The 17072-nt window shown below is 31.2% G+C and carries 15 protein-coding genes and 1 CRISPR repeat array; of the genes, 3 read left to right on the plus strand and 12 right to left on the minus strand.

Annotated features, from left to right (window positions below; translation table 11 throughout):
- Window positions 1-3 precede the first annotated feature (3 nt).
- The 9 genes from NAAC61_RS08175 to NAAC61_RS08215 form a co-directional block, all read right to left on the minus strand.
- Window positions 4-429 (minus strand): hypothetical protein, encoded by a 426-nt coding sequence (locus NAAC61_RS08175; RefSeq protein WP_103064520.1) that lies wholly within the window; start codon window positions 427-429, stop codon window positions 4-6.
- Window positions 429-2012: an RAMP superfamily CRISPR-associated protein gene (locus NAAC61_RS08180; RefSeq protein WP_202695690.1), complete on the minus strand. Its 1584-nt coding sequence runs from the start codon at window positions 2010-2012 to the stop codon at window positions 429-431. The genes NAAC61_RS08175 and NAAC61_RS08180 overlap by 1 nt, the downstream gene beginning before the upstream one ends.
- The gene (locus NAAC61_RS08185) at window positions 1990-3594 is read right to left on the minus strand and encodes a Cas10/Cmr2 second palm domain-containing protein (protein ID WP_202695692.1); all 1605 of its coding nucleotides are present in this window, start codon (window positions 3592-3594) and stop codon (window positions 1990-1992) included. The genes NAAC61_RS08180 and NAAC61_RS08185 overlap by 23 nt, the downstream gene beginning before the upstream one ends.
- 71 nt (window positions 3595-3665) lie before the next feature.
- On the minus strand, window positions 3666-4793 hold the full coding sequence (locus NAAC61_RS08190; protein ID WP_202695694.1) for a putative CRISPR-associated protein: 1128 nt from the start codon (window positions 4791-4793) through the stop codon (window positions 3666-3668).
- A gap of 48 nt (window positions 4794-4841) precedes the next feature.
- The gene (locus NAAC61_RS08195) at window positions 4842-5246 is read right to left on the minus strand and encodes a hypothetical protein (RefSeq protein WP_202695696.1); all 405 of its coding nucleotides are present in this window, start codon (window positions 5244-5246) and stop codon (window positions 4842-4844) included.
- A gap of 38 nt (window positions 5247-5284) precedes the next feature.
- Window positions 5285-5845, minus strand: coding sequence for a hypothetical protein (locus tag NAAC61_RS08200; protein WP_121959392.1), 561 nt, complete (start codon window positions 5843-5845; stop codon window positions 5285-5287).
- Between the two features lie 214 nt (window positions 5846-6059).
- On the minus strand, window positions 6060-7991 hold the full coding sequence (locus tag NAAC61_RS08205; RefSeq protein ID WP_202695697.1) for a DNA/RNA helicase domain-containing protein: 1932 nt from the start codon (window positions 7989-7991) through the stop codon (window positions 6060-6062).
- A 459-nt stretch (window positions 7992-8450) separates the two neighbouring features.
- On the minus strand, window positions 8451-8666 hold the full coding sequence (locus tag NAAC61_RS08210; protein ID WP_202695698.1) for a hypothetical protein: 216 nt from the start codon (window positions 8664-8666) through the stop codon (window positions 8451-8453).
- A 234-nt stretch (window positions 8667-8900) separates the two neighbouring features.
- Window positions 8901-9738: a CRISPR direct-repeat array (repeat unit 31 nt; unit sequence GTTTTTATTCCTTAAAGGTAGGATAGACACT).
- Window positions 9739-10219: 481 nt separating this feature from the next.
- Entirely contained in the window at window positions 10220-11692 is a 1473-nt protein-coding gene (locus NAAC61_RS08215) for a UvrD-helicase domain-containing protein (RefSeq protein WP_202695699.1), read from the minus strand.
- Between the two features lie 828 nt (window positions 11693-12520).
- Here NAAC61_RS08215 and NAAC61_RS11370 point away from each other — a divergent pair.
- The 3 genes from NAAC61_RS11370 to cas6 all read left to right on the plus strand — a co-directional run bounded on the left by NAAC61_RS11370 (window position 12521) and on the right by cas6 (window position 14242).
- Window positions 12521-12748 carry a hypothetical protein gene (locus tag NAAC61_RS11370; RefSeq protein ID WP_443146888.1) on the plus strand — a complete coding sequence of 76 codons (228 nt, stop codon included), beginning with the start codon at window positions 12521-12523 and terminating at the stop codon, window positions 12746-12748.
- Between the two features lie 110 nt (window positions 12749-12858).
- Window positions 12859-13002 carry a hypothetical protein gene (locus NAAC61_RS11375; protein ID WP_443146889.1) on the plus strand — a complete coding sequence of 48 codons (144 nt, stop codon included), beginning with the start codon at window positions 12859-12861 and terminating at the stop codon, window positions 13000-13002.
- Window positions 13003-13501: 499 nt separating this feature from the next.
- Window positions 13502-14242 carry a CRISPR-associated endoribonuclease Cas6 gene (gene cas6 / locus NAAC61_RS08220; RefSeq protein WP_103064533.1) on the plus strand — a complete coding sequence of 247 codons (741 nt, stop codon included), beginning with the start codon at window positions 13502-13504 and terminating at the stop codon, window positions 14240-14242.
- Between the two features lie 8 nt (window positions 14243-14250).
- Here the strand turns inward: cas6 and NAAC61_RS08225 are convergent, their stop codons facing one another.
- The 3 genes from NAAC61_RS08225 to NAAC61_RS08235 form a co-directional block, all read right to left on the minus strand.
- Window positions 14251-14685 carry a hypothetical protein gene (locus tag NAAC61_RS08225; protein WP_103064534.1) on the minus strand — a complete coding sequence of 145 codons (435 nt, stop codon included), beginning with the start codon at window positions 14683-14685 and terminating at the stop codon, window positions 14251-14253.
- A gap of 1123 nt (window positions 14686-15808) precedes the next feature.
- Window positions 15809-16342, minus strand: a complete 534-nt coding sequence (locus tag NAAC61_RS08230) for a hypothetical protein (RefSeq protein WP_103064535.1) — start codon at window positions 16340-16342, stop codon at window positions 15809-15811.
- A 309-nt stretch (window positions 16343-16651) separates the two neighbouring features.
- On the minus strand, window positions 16652-16885 hold the full coding sequence (locus NAAC61_RS08235) for a DUF1232 domain-containing protein (protein ID WP_202695701.1): 234 nt from the start codon (window positions 16883-16885) through the stop codon (window positions 16652-16654).
- Window positions 16886-17072: the final 187 nt, after the last annotated feature.

Raw genomic sequence — 17072 nt, forward strand, 5'->3', positions numbered from 1 at the left:
CAATCATCTCCTTTTCCCGTATTCATTAGTCTTGTTGGGGGGAAAATTCTTTTTATTAGGATAATTGTTGTTTGCGGGGGATTTCTGATTATTTCGATTATGATTTATCTCATCGAGATATTTTTTATACCTCGCCATGTAACCAAAGAATAACCCCAAGGCTTTGAGGTACATTTCATCTGATTTAAATCTCTTTTCTATTTCATTTAGTTTATCTAAAACAATCATTAAATAAGTTTTTTCATCATTATTTGAAGCTCTTCCAATTTGGTAGTGTAGATAATTTAAAAATTCCTCTTTACAATCTGATTTAATTGCGGTAGCTGCGTATTTTCTAATCTGCGTATTTTTTGGAGCTTTTTTGCCATGCTCATCCATCAGTTTCTTCATCTCATTTATGAGATACGTTTTTTCTTCTCCTGACAACATTATTTAACACCTCCAACGGTATTCAATTTTGAATAATCTACTACCAAAAAACTTCCAAACCCGCTTCCTGTTCTGTGCCCCAAACCATCTAAAAACATTTGCCAAATTTCTTCTATACAATTTTCATTCTCAGATTCCAAAATGATTACCGATCCTGCTTTTAATGTTTCATAGAAAGTTTTAGTGTTGTTTGTTCCTGTATTCCATGAGGAAAAAGTGTCTTTTCGATAAATAGTTTGATTTATCTCAAAACCGCTAAATAGATCTTTTAACTCTTTACCAACAGGAACTATTAGATCAGATGTGAGTAATAGTGGAATATATGTGCTCTCAGAATTTATATGTCTTTTTACACTTTCTGTGAAACTTTTTATATTTTTTTCGAATTGCTCTTTTAGATTGTGTAAAGGTATTATCTTTGCCTTCATTTTTCCAAAACCCCTAGTTTTTGAATTTCCAACGGAGATGCTATCGATCCTGGCAAGCATTTCTATATATTCTTTATTTGAGGATCTTATTATCCCAACCATTTTTTCGAAGTGTTCAGTGATGTAACTTCGTAACTGTCCTGCTTTAGTGGCTCTTGTTTGCCTGGAAACTGCAGTTTGAGTATACTGTTTGGTATCTGATTCAACATTAATTATTGAATTGTTGAAATAATCGAGGTAACCCCCAACATTTTCAAGTCTTTCCCCATCAGTCGACATATCTTCTAAAGACAGTAAATTTCTACCTATGTTTATATTGTTTTCGACCATTTTTGCCAAAGCCAAATCGAAGATGCCTGTATCAGTACTCTTGTACTTTCTTTTCATAGTGGTGGATGGAGAGGGAGCCATTAACTTATCTTCTTTGGATGGAACCACTGTTGGGAATTTTACTTCTTCGTTTAAAACTATTTTTTCAAATAAAGGATCGGTGGAAATTATTTGAGCGTAAGCCCCTCTAATTGTTTCACCGTAGATAATTTTTGATGATTTGTACATATAGTTTTTTGATCTCTCTTTTATAGCTAAAAAAGGTTCTAATGGTTCTAAAACAAGAAGTGCGTAATTTTCAAAATCTGTACTTACTTCGACTTTTGAGTTACTATCTTGATATTCAAAGGAAATATCAACCAATCCATAACCTGCTGATTTCATCCCACCGATTTTCTTAACCATTTTTGTCAATCCATCCAATAACTCTTTTTCTTTAGCGGTTAATTCACCATCGACATAAATATAACCTTCCAAAATATTACCGTTAGCCAATGCGTTTGTACTAAAAAGCTTGTTGTGAGCATGGGTTTTGGTTTTTCTATTGAGTACTACGTGTGTTTTTTCAATGTATGAGGGATCCTTACAAATTATCTTAGAGAACTGTAATTTCCCTTGCTTTGAACCTTCCATTCCAAAGAGGCTAAATACTTCTTGTTTGTATGGGGTCAATGTATCGGCGGTTTCTCTTAAAGCACCTTTTAATGCAGAGCCTGGTATGTAAGCTGAGTTTATGTCTCTTTTTTGTGATTTGTTCCAGATACTAGAAACCTCTTCAGAAACTAACAAAGGGGACTTTGTTTCAATGGCCACTTTTATTTTCATTTTTCTCCCCCTCTTCAATAAAATTTAAAAGATCTATAGAGCTTAAGACTCTTGTTCTATTTTCTTCTGGAAAAAATATATATGTGTCCAATTCCTTTAATCTTTGTTCGTGTTTTACGTTTTTAATGTTTTTTACGAAGAAATAATTAATGTTCAACTTAATTACAGGAGAGATTTCATTCATCAACTTCACAACCTTTATTAAGAACTTCTTCTCGTCACTATTTAAACTCTCCAACAACTTTAGATAACTTTTGAAATAACTAATCTCCATTCCTTCTGCCATAATTTCTTTAATATCGTTGTTAGGGCTGAAAAACTCCTCACTTTTAACTTCTGTACTATTGTTCCATAATACCCTTGTAGCTATGTAATTTTTCTCTGTTTGACCGTTTTTATAATCGTTGTAGAACTTAGACTTGGCTTGCCTTAAAAGATTGCTCGAAGCTTCAAAAATCATTTTTAACGGCATACTCTTTCTACAAAAAAGTATCGAGCCGCAGTAACTTATGCTGTTTCCTTTGCCATCGATATTCCCGAATTTTTCCGATAGAATTTCGTCTAACCTTAAAAATATATCAAATGCTAACTTTGCTGGAATAAAAAGCATTATGTCGTCTCCTCCAAGGATCGGAGCAGCATATTTATTTTCTAAATTCATTTCTCTAATTACTTGATTGACAGCGCTTTCAGATGCATTTTCGATGTTTTCTGATAATGTGATGTATTCTTTGTCAGTTTTTATTCGGGAATACACTTTTCCTAAGTTGTTACCATCGATGTAGATGACCCCAAGCCAATCCGTCTGATTTTCTTTAACATGCTCTGTGTCAATGTCCAAAAGTGAGTCTGCGAACTTTTCTTTTTTTATTTTTTCTTCTCCTGAGTCTATCTTCTTTTTGCATATTTCACATACTTTCATTGTATTGGATTCGTTAGGATCAGCTGCTCTATGGATAATTTCTGAGGCGGGATAAGTGTTGCAAGCTTCACAGAGGTCAAATTCAGGGGTGATTCTTTTCATCTCCGTACTTTTTGAGTTTTTCTCTTCCCTCATATTTGAGGCTAATAAAGAAAATAATTTATAAAAATCAGTCTGTTCAGTGAGGTTGTTGAACTTAAGATTGAACTCTTTTTCTAATTGTGAGGTGTTTAAATCCACTTTTTCTAAACCGTGTATCAACTCTGAAGGGGAAAAATCAACCTTTGAAATTGTTAAAAAGCCACCTGGTACAATCTTTTTAAAGATTTGTCTTAACTCTTTCTCAATTCTTTCAGAATCGTCTTTTAAAATTATTGCTAAACCTGTTCCACCAACAGCATGAACCAAGTATGAATTTTCCTTCTTTAAGATCTCTTTGACTTTTTGATCGTAATCTGAGACCATCTTGCTTGCACCTATAATAGCCTTAAACTCAGATGAACTGAAGATATAATTCTTGATGCTGTCCACATCGTAAGATAAAACGGTCAGAGGTTTTTCCATAAAAAAATCGTTATTTTCTATCCAATCTTTGGGTAAATCTGAATAACGACTTTGTAGAATCTCATAAATCTTTTCCCTACTGAAAATATCAGGCATGATTCACCTCCTGGATTTTGACATGATTTTTACGTAATTGAGAAAATTATACCACAATTTATACATTATGATCAAAAATTGTCATTTATAAACTCTTCTATCTTTTCTTTAGCCAAAAGCATTTCTTCAGGATTTTCCGCCGTTGTTGATACTCCAAGATACAGTGTACCTTTTTTTGTATTTAGGACAATTTTGATTTCGTCACCAAAGATTTTTACTTGATTACGTTTTCCGGATACCTCTTTTTCGTTACCGCCCTTTACGTAAACTTTCTCTATGAAATCCAGCTTTTTGAATTTGTCTTCTAAATTGTATTCTAAAATTATTTTTTTCGAATGCTCTTCGGAGTTGGAATATTGCATTATAAGATCATTTTTTCTATGCTTTAGGCTTAATTGATCTTTTTTTGTCAGGTTGAAAAATTGTTTAGCAGATTCCACAAAAACTTGTCCCATAGGATTCAGTTCTATATATTTAAGGTTATCTAAATTCCCTATGTCAAACAAAGGCGTTAACCGTTCATCCAAAACTTTGTACTGATTAGCTATCTCAGGAGTGTATTCAATAAAACCCTCATCATCAAATTGATCGATAAAATACAAGTAGTCAAGATACAGTTTATAATCAAGACTTAATGGTAAGGGAGGCAATTTTATTACAGTAGGGAATCTTTCAAATTGATAATAAACCGGTATATTCATACCTTGACCAAGAGCTAAAGCAAATGCTATTTGAGCCTTGTATCCCCCAGTTGCATTTATAATCGTAGAAGGTCCATGTTCTTTAAGTATAGCAGACATACTTTTTACCAGATTTTTTAAGCCATATCTTTTAAAATCTTCTCTTTTTTCATCGTTCAATCTTTCTATCTTCTTAACTTCTACTTTTTCAAACGAAGAGTCTTTTGAATATTTAAAGTATGCTTCTAAAAGCTTACCAACTTTTTCCCCAGTTTTTGTATCAGATATAAAAAAGTACAAGTTTTTCCTTTCCTGAATGTACCCTTCTTTTATAATGCTTTCTACAGAGTTAATCTCAGCCCCTAACATCCTTTCATTTTCTTGCTTTATCTTGTTATCTAAAAGTTTGTCTGCTAGTTCTTCTAGTCTTTCTGATTCATACAACTTTTTTAGCTCATCGTCTTTACTTATGTTTACATACAAACTAGCTCCAACCGTCGCTATCAAAGTATCAACCATCTTTAAACCCTCCTTTTATGTTAATTTTTTTGCTGCCTAAGGCAATTATTATTCTAAATCATCTAATATTCTGTTAAATATTCTTATTTTTTCAGTATTTGGGAGACTCTTTTCTTGTATTAATGCTTTTGCCAAATCCAATTTTGCAGTATATCTTTTTGTTTTTTCTTTTTCTTTTGTTTCTTGATAGGTTAAATTTTTTATTATCTTTTTTGTTTCATTATTTGATTCATTTATCAATCTTTTTGTTTCTTGACCATAATTAATTCTATCACTTCTTATTTTTTCTCTCAAAACTCTGCTTTCTTCTTTTATCCTTTTCTTTTCATAACCGTATCTCATACCAGATTCTATTGTATCCAACGTATTTTGAATAACATTTATACTTCTTAAAAAGTTCTGATTTTTTGGTTCTATTCTAGTTAATTCACCAATTTTTTTAGATTCTTCCATACAAACTCTCCTTTCATTTTTTATTTATCTTCTATTTTCTATCTTCTTCCTTTTGCTGTGTAATTTCTGTAATACCATTCTCTTCCTCTTTGTCCACATGTTTCTTTTATAAGAATTTTATATTCGTGAGTAATTCTATTATTTTCTTTTACTTTTTCACAGTATTTGATTTTTTCTGAATTTAAATTTCTTATTTCTTCTACTGTCTTTCTATGCATTTGGATTAAGCTATTTTTTTCATCTTCTAGATTTTTGTCAAGATAATCAAGATTGTTAATTCTTTTGTTTAGCACTTTTATTTCATTTGAAATTTGATCAGCTAAACTTTTTAGATTACTTATTTTATTATTTATTAGATTCTTTATTTGATATAAACTATCTGCTCTTCTTAATGATTGATAATGTTTATCTATTAATATTTTGTAATTAAGTTGGTTATCTCTATATCTCTTATATTTTTCTAATTCAATTTTTGCTTGTTGAATTTTTTGATACTCATTTTCAAAAACAGCTTTGTAATTATTTTCCATAACTTCTTGAACAAACATATTAACAATAAACGAACCTGCAAAAATAAATCCATACAAGAAGAAATTCATATAATCACTCCTTTATTTGTATTCATTATATTAGCAGGCAGTTATTAAAATATTAACCATCTTTAGACTTTTGTATGTTTCTAAACGAATTAATCCCCCCAAAGCCCTGCTATAATGTCATCTATATAACCTGTACCTCGGTATAAAATATTGCAATATGACTATTTGTTAAGATTATACATGTATGTTACCATATTTATAGTGCTTTGAATTTTTAATTTATTGTTTTAGAAACGCCCTTGAGTTCGGGTTTGTAAGATTCAAAAAAATGTTTATAAATTTGTCTATTTTCTCTATCTAAATCAATGATTACTAGGTTATTTAAAGCCCTTGTCATGCCTGTGTATATCACTTCTTCACTGTCTTTGGAATCTATTATCAAAAATACAGTATCTAGCTCTAATCCTTTAAAACTGTGAGTTGTGCTTAACTTAATTGAATTGTTTTTAAAATTAAAATTGTATTTCTTACTTTTTCTAACTTTATCAAGTTCCATTTTTAATCTTTTTTTAAAGTATGGTTCACTGGAATCTTTGAGTTGTTTTTTGAGATTTTTTACTATTTTCTCAAATGTTTCTTGATCTTCAAAGGTTGTATGTGTGCGTGATTTCTCTTTTTCAATGTAAATTTTTTCCAACCTTCTAAGAATTCCAACCTGGGAACTAAGAATCCCAACATTTTTTGATTTCACGTTAGATAGTTCTAATTCATTGAGTAATATTTTGAAAATTGTATCTTCTACATTTTGTTTTACTCCACCTAAGTAATAATAATTATAATAATAAGAGCCAAAAAGTATTTGTTGATCTAAATATCCTCCGATTTGTTCGAATATGTACTTTTTACTTAGGAACTCTTTCTGAAAACTATTTATTATTTGAATCAATCCATTATTAATTCTGTGTGTGTTCTTCAGTTCATACCATCTATAGGGAATGTTAGTTTCTGGCTTTTTATCCTGGCCCATCTTTCTTTTATAAATATTTTGTTTTTCATCTGCAAAGAGAACATACTCACCATTTTCCGCTAAAAAACAATTTTTAATTATTTTAAACCACTCGTATTCAAAATCTTGAGCTTCATCGATGAATATGGCTTGAAACTTTTCAAATTTTGCCTTATTCTTTTCAAAAAAGTCCACATCCTCATATATATCTAAGCTTTTTATAGGAAAACAAGCGTTGTTCAGTTGGGACGTTAAGAACTCATGATAGTTAATTATTATAAAATCGTTCCATTTAAATTTTTCTGGTATATTACTCAATATTTCCTTTATGTAATTGACTAACGTTATATTGTAAGTAAGTATTAAAACTGGACTTTTAGTTCTTTTATAAGCATTTATAGCTCTTTGAGCCATGATTAAGGTTTTTCCTGAGCCAGCAACCCCTCTTATCTTTTGAGCACCTGGTCTGCTTGCGGTAATTGGTAATTGTTCGCCTGAAAAGGCAGTTTCATTCTTACCGTCTTCCATATAATGATAGAAAGGGTACAAAATCCTTTTGAACTTACCATATAGATCGTCATTAAAACATTTATTCTTAACTTCTGAATCCATATAAGAATCTTTCATTACCTTTGAAAAGCAATCTCTATTTAACAGATCCTGAGTTATTATATAACTATATCCACTTTTTATTAGCCCATTTTGCTGAGTGATATATTTGTTAAATTTCTCCTTTATTCTTCTGGTGTTTTCGTTGCTAAAAAATACAGCTGTTTTTATTACCCCATAAATTTTGGGATTTTTAATTGCCTCTTCTGCCAACCCTTCAATGTGCATGTTGAAAATTGTATCTTTATAATTCTCTACTTGTCGGAAAGGGGAAGAAATTGGGGTCAGATCACTTTTTAAATTCCAATGAGTGTTTCTTAAATTTTCGCTATTTTTGTTGTCGTTGGTATTGTTAGGGGGAGTAATGTAGTAATTATCTAAATTCCAGTCTTTCACTTCTATAATTAATACTCCATACGATTTTTTCATTAATACAATGTCTGGATTATCTCCGTTTATATTTGGTTGAAAAAAGACTTCTAATTCGTTGTCTGGATATGCTTTCAAAAAATTTAGAAACTCCCATTCACCTTTAGTGGGAGGGACTTTCATTTCTCTTATTCCCTCAAACGAAGGGAAAAAATTAGCCACCAAACTTCAACCTCCTTTTGGCTGATTCGGATTTTTTGCTAACTATGACCATAAACCTGTTAACCACCACCTTTTCAAATAGATGTTGATATCTCAAATACCTTCATGTTATTAGGAGGCAGTTATGCCATGCTTTAGTCTTTTCACAATTAAATCAATGTTATATATGCTCATCAATTTGCTAATGCCTAAAATAAAAAAAACGCCTAATAAAGGCGTTTTGAAAAAACCAGCAAAATTTATTCCTTAAGGTGGGATAAGACTTTAAACTATTATTGGCACTTTTGGTTAAAAAATAGTCAATTAATAGTCCATTTCTTGTTTTAAAACACCAAAGTAAACAAAATTGTTCACTAAAGTGTATAGAATAGAATTGATAAAAAAGTCGAACATTTGTATAAATCTTGCATATATAGGAGTCTTCAACTTGAATGAGTTTTTAAGCTATTATCTCAAAAATCAGTTGTCCTCACAATCATCAAAATAATGATCTTCTAGTTCTGAATTGCAATCTTCTTCCAATATTTTATATATTTTTTCTTGTTCTTCTTCAAAACTATCTATATAAAAACTATCTGGATAATTTTCACAACTATTTGTAATTCCTTCTATATTTAACCACACTTCGTTAGTTTCTAACTTTTTATATTTCCTTTTATCTATCTTTTTACTCATTTTACTTACCCCTTTATTTGTATTATCATAAAAATTTTTTTAAAACTTTTTGAGTTTTTATTCCTTAAAGGTAGGCTAAGACACACACGTTATTTGCGGGGCAAATGAGAGTTTTGAAATTTTTTCAAAAGCATTGCAAAGAAAGCATTTTTGCACAGATCAGCAAAATTATTCCTTAAAGGTAGAGTAGACACCCTGTTTAGGGAGAATAAACTCTAATGTAAAATGGAGAGCGTTTTTATTCCTTAAAGGTAGGATATACACTCCGAAACTTTGGAAAGCCAAATTAGGGAGAAGAGTTGCGTTTTTATTCCTTAAAGGTAGGATAGACACGTTTATTGTTATAATGCTTATGTTGAATTAAGATTGTTTTTATTCCTTAAAGGTAGGATAGACACAGGGAAAATCCTAGACTTATTTTCAAAATATTACAATGTTTTTATTCCTTAAAGGTAGGATAGACACCATGTCTTATAACATAATAATAGCTTTAGATGAAGAAATGTTTTTATTCCTTAAAGGTAGGATAGACACTTTAAAAGCTATAGCTGAAGAATGCTCTGAACTTACAGTGTTTTTATTCCTTAAAAGTAGGATAGACACTTTTTGAAAATCAGCTTCTCCCATATCTATTATTTTCGTTTTTATTCCTTAAAGGTAGGATAGACACAAGGTACTTTGCCTTTTGCTTTTGAAGGATTAAAACTGTTTTTATTCCTTAAAGGTAGGATAGACACTAAAGCAAGATTTCCCAAAACTAATGAATTGTATGTAAAGTTTTTATTCCTTAAAGGTAGGATAGACACTCTAGGATTACGTATTAATGTTGGTACAAGAGATGGGTTTTTATTCCTTAAAGGTAGGATAGACACTTCTTTGAGGAAGATGTACCATTCGTTGTCAGAAATGTTTTTATTCCTTAAAGGTAGGATAGACACTCTAATTTTTTTATCATTTTTTTTAATTAATTCTATCGTTTTTATTCCTTAAAGGTAGGATAGACACTTAGAAAGGGAGGTAGTTAAAAATGATATACTTGGGGTTTTTATTCCTTAAAGGTAGGATAGACACGCATGGGTTCACGATAAAAAGTGTATCATAAAAAATTACGTTTGTCAAGCAAAACTTTGAGAAAATGTTAAAAATCAAATCAAAGGCTTATGAAACGAGCCTTGTGACTTTTAACACTTGTCTGTCGATCCCCTGGGTTTTTTACCTTATTGGAGGTCGACAGACGTTTTTTTATATCATTTTCTGTTTTAGGTTAAATAGATAAATATTTGTTTATTAGAAGTTAAGTTAAACAGTGTTTTCGCTTAACTTAAAGTTATATAAGCAAAATTGATGGATATTTAGGTTCCATATTTGTTAGAAATTGGATATGATGCAGATCTTGGGGCAAGGAATTCTATTATTTCCTAATATATCTTTTATTTTGCTTGGTGTTGGATCTTTTTGATTAGATGTCTGATTGGGTTTTATTATGTTTTCTTCAACAATTCGATCTTTTGTTTGAGTTGTCTTTTGTAAGGATGAACTCTGTTCTTCGAAATCTATTCTTTTACGATAAAAATGTTCCTTTTTACCTTTTCGACCGTGAAGTCATTAATAATGTAATCTTTATCAATCTCAAGTTTTTCTTTTGCTCTTGTAATAGCAACGTAAATTAAATTAATCTCTTCCTTTTTGAGTATGATTCTATTTTCTTCTAGCATTCTTGTAAGATTTGCAAAATCATCAAGAATTTTTACTCTATTCCACTCGAGGCCTTTGGATTTATGCCCGGTAGTGAGAATGACTTCTGCATCTTTTTGAGACGTACTTCTACTTTCAAGTTCTGTGACAAGTTTGCTGATATTTTCGTTTTTATGTTTTAGAACAATATCAATCTTGGTTTCAAGATCGATTTCATTCGCTTCATGTGCATATTCTCTAAGTTTATCAAAAGATTCGAAATTTTTCAAAAATTTGTCGTAAATGGCCTCCCTTCTTTGAAAAATTAAATTTTGAATATCAATTAAATCTTGGAAATTATAGCTGTTGATGCCTCCGACAAAGTGGAATTTTACACTGGGGTTTTTTTCCATTTCGTCTACAGCATAATCAAAAAGCCCGGCGTTTGTTCTAGCAATCACAGCCAAAGGATCTTGTATATCTGATTGATCAGCTTTGAACAATCCTTTGAAGGGAACAGAAGCATTAAGCAGTTGTAAATATGGATTTGCCTTTTGTACTATGTCGTGTCTACAACGAAAAGACTGTGAAAGATAGAGTGTTTTTACACCATCTATTGTTGAAAGCATCTCTAGACTATTAATTGCTCCACGCCAGCTATAAATTTGTTGATACTTGTCCCCTATAAATACTTTCTTTGCATTTTTTTGAGAAAGAACAATATCTATCATTACACCTGAAATATCTTGTGCCTCATCCACCATAATAATAGAATACGGTAAAGTAGGATTTGAAAGCTGATAGAGTTTGAGGTAGAAGTCATGCTCAAAAGGAAGCGATGAATCGTTTACAATTCTTTCCCAAATTTCAGGAAGCTTACTCAATATATAGCGCTCTGTTTTTATATCTAGTTTCCCAAATCTTTCGACCTTATTATATTTTATTTCTTTATAAGCTTCCATATCGTAGGCTGAATTTGCAAACTCTCTAATATATGAAAGTAGTAGTGAGGCTGACTTGTATCTGATACGTTTAGTTACGTCATCTAAAAAGTCCATTAAATCGTAAGCCCGAAGTTTGCCAAATCTTTCCTTATAGTTCTTTCCAATGGCACCATAGGCGAGAGAATGCATCGTCTTGACAGTGACGTTGGGCAAGTGAGCAAATTTTCTTTCTCCTTCTTCCTTCATGGATCGGTTGTAAGCCAAAACAAGTATCTTTTCTTTTGGCCTTGCTTGGGCAAATTGAACAAGAGTTGAAGTTTTGCCAGTTCCTGCATAAGCATTAACAAGAAGAATGTCTTTAAAATTTGCATCTACAATAGCCTTCTGCTCTAAAGTTGGTTTAAGCAAAGGAATCACTCCAATTTTTTAGAAATTCCGGACTTTTTCATACTCAAAAACCAGATGACAAACCATCCTTTTCATAACGCATTCTCATATAAAGCTTTATAGTTTATTATTATTTTTTCTTATAAGCAGGTAAAAACTTAGGCGTAGTTTGCTAAGTAAATGAGGGTTTGGAAAGGGTTTCTAAGGAATTATGAAAAAAGTTTTCGCTGTAAGCAGCAAAACTTATTTCGTTCCTCATAGGTAGGATAAAGGTGATACCGTAAGGGCATTTTTCAATACCCTTGCAAGTGTTTCCATCCCTTAAAGGTAAGCTAAGGTACATACGTCATTTGCTACGCAAATGAGTATTTGGAAATTTTTTCAAAAGCATTGTAAAGAAAGCATTTTTGCACAGATCAGCAAAATTATTCCTTAAAGGTAGGATAACACACACGTGTCGTTTGCGGGGCAAAAGAGGTTAGGAAAAAAATTCTAAAACATTATGAAAAAATCTTTTTGTACAGATCAGCAAAAGTATTCCTTAAAGGTAGGATACACACATTTAACCTTTATGGTGGGTTAACTTGTCAGGGGGTGTTTTTATTCCTTAAAGGTAGGATAGACACAAAAAGGGCAACCCTTCAAGACACACAATGACACATTGGGGTTTTTATTCCTTAAAGGTAGGATATGCACAATGCGAAATTGTATTAAATGAAGATTTTCCGCCATTGTTTTTATTCCTCAAAGGTAGGATAGACACTCTCAATATTACACGAAAATTTCCGAGGACGAAGAAGGTTTTTATTCCTTAAAGGTAAGATATACACCAAGAGTCTATTAGGCGTAATGCGTTTTTTAATCAGGTTTTTATTCCTTAAAGGTAGGATATACACATTAGAAGAAGTGTTTGGCTTAACAAAACATTATGTTAGTTTTTATTCCTTAAAGGTAGGATATACACTAAAAACAGACCGTGTAGATATCTATGCGGTCTTTGAAGAGTTTTTATTCCTTAAAGGTAGGATATACACGGAGAGACATTCTTCGTTTACCGTTGGAGAATTTTTGTTTTGATTCCTTAAAGGTAGGATATACACAAGAAAAAGAAAGAGTAATAAAAGATTATAAGAAGTTGTTTTTATTCCTTAAAGGTAGGATATACACGAAAATTAGGAGGAGAAAAAATGAAAGAAGAAAGAAAAAAGTTTTTATTCCTTAAAGGTAGGATATACACAAGGGAAATGGTGAACGCAACAGAAGGTCTAGAAATTATGTTTTTATTCCTTAAAGGTAGGCTAATACACAAACGTCATTTGCTACGCAAATGAGAATATGGAAATTGATTCTAAGACATTGCAAAGAAGTTTTTTTGCACAGGGCAGCAAAAATAGTGTATCATAAAAAATTACAATTGTCAAGCAAAACTTTGAGAAAATGTTAAAAATCAATTCAAAGGCTTATGGAATAAGCCTTGTGACTTTTAACACTTGTCTGTCGATCCCCTGGGTTTTTTACCCTATTGGAGGTCGACAGACATTTTTTATATCATTTTCTGCTTTATGTTAAATAGATAAATATTAGTTTATTGGAAGTTAATCTAGGCGGCTTTTTTGATTAACTTGGGGTTGTATGGGCAACAAAATGCCATCTTTCTTTGTGAATTGGATTTTTGTTATACTCACTATCAACAATTTTAAAAGAAAATTGTTGTGAAAATCAGATCGAACATCAGGATTATAGAGATAAACCGTAAGCTTCCAATAACCTTTTCTCTTTTCTTATTTTAGATTTTTTTCCAAAGTGTTATAATATACACGAGGTGATAAGATGAGGCTTTTTATAAAACTAAGTGTCGACAATCTTTCTCTGCCAGTTCATTATAATCATTATCAACAGGCGTTGATTTACAATTGGATCAATGATGAATATTATCAAAGTTTTTTGCACGATGTAGGTTTTAAGGCTGATAAATCAACTTTTAAGATGTTTACTTTCTCAAAGTTTTTTGGTAATTATAACTACAATCAAGATACTAAAAAGATCACCTTCATGGATAAGATTTGGTTTACTCTTTCATCACCAAATGACAAATTTTTAGAATACATTATTGATAAGATACTATTCACCAAAAAATACTTTCTAAATAGACAAGAGGTGCAAGTTGAAGATATCAAGTACAGTAAGTTTTTACCTTCCAAAGGTTTAGAAGTCGAAACCAAATCACCTATCACTGCTCACGTTTCTTTAAAAGATAACGACAAAACTAAAACACGTTATTTATCACCTGCTGATATTGAGTTTAATGAGATAATAAGAAGTAATTTGATACGTAAATTCGAGGCTTTCTATGGCTATGAACCTCAAGATGACAACTTTACAATAAAACCGTCAGATGGCCATTTGAAGATGACAATTTCGAATTATAAAGGATTTATAATAAAAGGATGGGAAGGAAAATTTTATATAAGTGGGTCACCAGATTTGTTAAAAATTGGATACGATGCAGGTCTTGGAGCAAGGAATTCTATGGGATTTGGTTTAGTAGAAAAGATTAGAAATTTTAGGTGATTGTTCAATTAATAAAGTCCAAATAAAGATTTAAGAAATTCAAATATTGCACTAAGAATGATAATAATAAAGAAAACTAAAAAGAACCAACCAATATTTCCTAATATATCTTTTATTTTGCTTGGTGTTGGTTCTTTTTGATTAGATCCTTGGTTGGGTTTTATTATGTTTTCTTCAACAATTCGATCTTTTGTTTGAGTTGTCTTTTGTAAGGGCGAGCTTTCTTCTTGGTTCGTTTTTGTTTCTTGAATTGATTCCACTTTCTCGCTTTTTTGCTTTTCTTTATTCTTCTGCTTTCTGTTTTGTTCTATGGCTATAGCTGAAATCAGAATGATCACTCCTAAAAAAATCATACCAACGGATCCATTTGATATACCAGCGTTAATTGCGCCCAAAACAATGAGCCATATAATTACAGCTGTTCCTACATTGTATAGATACATGTCATCTCTCCTTAAAAGCTGAGTTTTACGAATCAAGTCGTTATTATCAAAGTAAAAGTATTTATCTATTAACCGATCTAGATTAATTATTTGACTTGTTAGTTATGAATAAGGGCTTTTTTTTTTAAGAACAAATCTGTCGATCCCCTGATTTTTTCCATATTAGGGGATCGACTTTACAAACTCATTTCAAACTTTGGTTATACTTCCAAAAATGCCAATTAGAGATATTGGAATTGAAATGAACCAAGCTAAACTATAGGTTATAAAAGTTAGTAGGAATATTAGAAAAACTTTTATTTGACTTATTGCAATTCCCTCTTGTTCAAATTCGTTTTTAAGATTTTGATAGAATGTTGGTTTGTTTTTTAGTTTTGGAATAAAATGTAATGTAGTGTAAGCCAAAGTTGCGGATATTAAACTAATTAATATATAGATTTTCAGTAGCAGAAGCAGCAGATAAATCTCCTCCTTAATCGTTTTTTAAAGTTTTTTTATCTGCACAATAGTTACAAGGCAAGTCAAGCTTTTCGTAGTGTTTTCTCGTCTAAAAGTGTGAGAGTATTTATTTTTCTATTTCTAATATGCATGTTAAAAGCTAAGAGTCATTAGAGTGGGAAATGAATTTTTGGAAGTGTTTCTAAAGCGTTGCGAGTGGAAATTTTCGCGCATGTAAGTGAAATTTATTCCTTAAAGGTAGGCTAAGACACAAGTGTCGTTTGCGAAGCAAAGGAGAATAAGGAAATTATTTCTTAGGTATTATGAAAAGAACGTTTTGAACAGATCAGCAAAAAACCATTTTGCACAGGGCTGCAAAAAGCGATTTGCACAAATCAACAAAAATAGTTTATCATAAAAAATTACAATTGTCAAGCGAAAATTTGAGAAATTGTTATAAATCAGGTCAAAAGCTTATGGAATAAAGCTTTGACTATTTAACACTCATGTTAACCATAGGTAGTTATACTTTCTTTTAAACTTTTTGCTATTATATCGTTGTTATACAAGCTCAACAATTTACTATAGTCAAAAACAAAAAAGCGCCCTATAAGGGCGCTCTTTATAGTTTATAAAAATTTTATCGATCGTTGTTAGTTCTTTTCAACACATACACACAGTATTTTTAATTTAACTTAATCCATACTTCTTCTTTATAATTTTGTATGATGTGTTGAATGAATTCATCCGCTGTCATGGTGGATGTGACAAAAGCAAGAAGGGAAGCTAATGGAGGAATTAGAATACCAGCGTTTATCGCACTACCACCAAAAGCAATTCCGATAGGCAAACTCATAGGGGGGAAAATTAAAAACGTTACTAGTGTAGTTCCACCTATTATTCCCCATTTTATTGTGTTATATAATGCAGGTTTTTCATATTTCATATAGTTGATCTTACTTGTATAAAAGTCGTAGTTTTTACTGTAAGAAACATAAGCATCTACTGTGTTGTCTTCTTTAGCAACATACATTTCTCCAAAGAAAATGCCTTTTTCTTCAAGATAGCTTACTCTAACTTCTATTTGATTTCCTTTCGAATCACTAATTTGTTGAGTTTCTATGGGTGTTTCTGCTTCATCATATCTAGTTAAAGTTATAGATGCAAATGAGTTCAAAACTATTCCTATTATCAAAATAATTAATACACCTTTTTTCATTTTATCACCTCACAATAATTTTTATGCAAAACGATTTTGTGGCAAACATGTAAGTAGTTTTATTCAAAGAATTTCTCTTTGATATCGCTTTTCTCACCTCCTTTATATTTTGTCTGGAACAATTATTAATTATTTAAGGGAAGGAAAATAATCTAACTCAAATGTAGGGTAGTAGTTTCAATGTTATTATGAGGCAGTTAGACGGGGAGTTTTTCTATAACTCTCTTTTAAAATGAGTTATCTTTGGTAAGTTGAGTTCATATATTTGAAATGAGTAGTTGGAAGCTATTCTAATGACATTTTGATGTTTTAATCATCATTCTCAATTACGTCACTGAATTTATCCCTGAGAAAACTTATAGCTGCTACCAAGATTCCAAGATCATCTATTGGATTTCCAGGTAAAATGTCAATCGGACTGATCAGATAACCAAGTGTGAATAGAACAACTAATACAGCCATTATTATGAAACTAATCAAACCAGTAATTTTCTCTGAAGGTTTTTTGGAATAAGGTTCAATAGAATTCTTGTTTGGTATCAACTATCTCACCTCCTCTTTATTTTGTTCGGAACATTTGTTAATTGGTTGTGAAAAGGAAGGTAAAGTAGTTTAATTTTAGGATGGGTATTTCCATATTATTATGAGGCAGTTAGGTGAGGTGCTTTTCTATAACTCTCTTTTAAATTGAATTGTCTTTGGTAAGTTGAGTTCTTATATTTGGTTGGGA

The organism is Petrotoga sp. 8T1HF07.NaAc.6.1 (assembly GCF_016772115.1).
Taxonomy (GTDB): Bacteria; Thermotogota; Thermotogae; order Petrotogales; family Petrotogaceae; genus Petrotoga; species Petrotoga mobilis.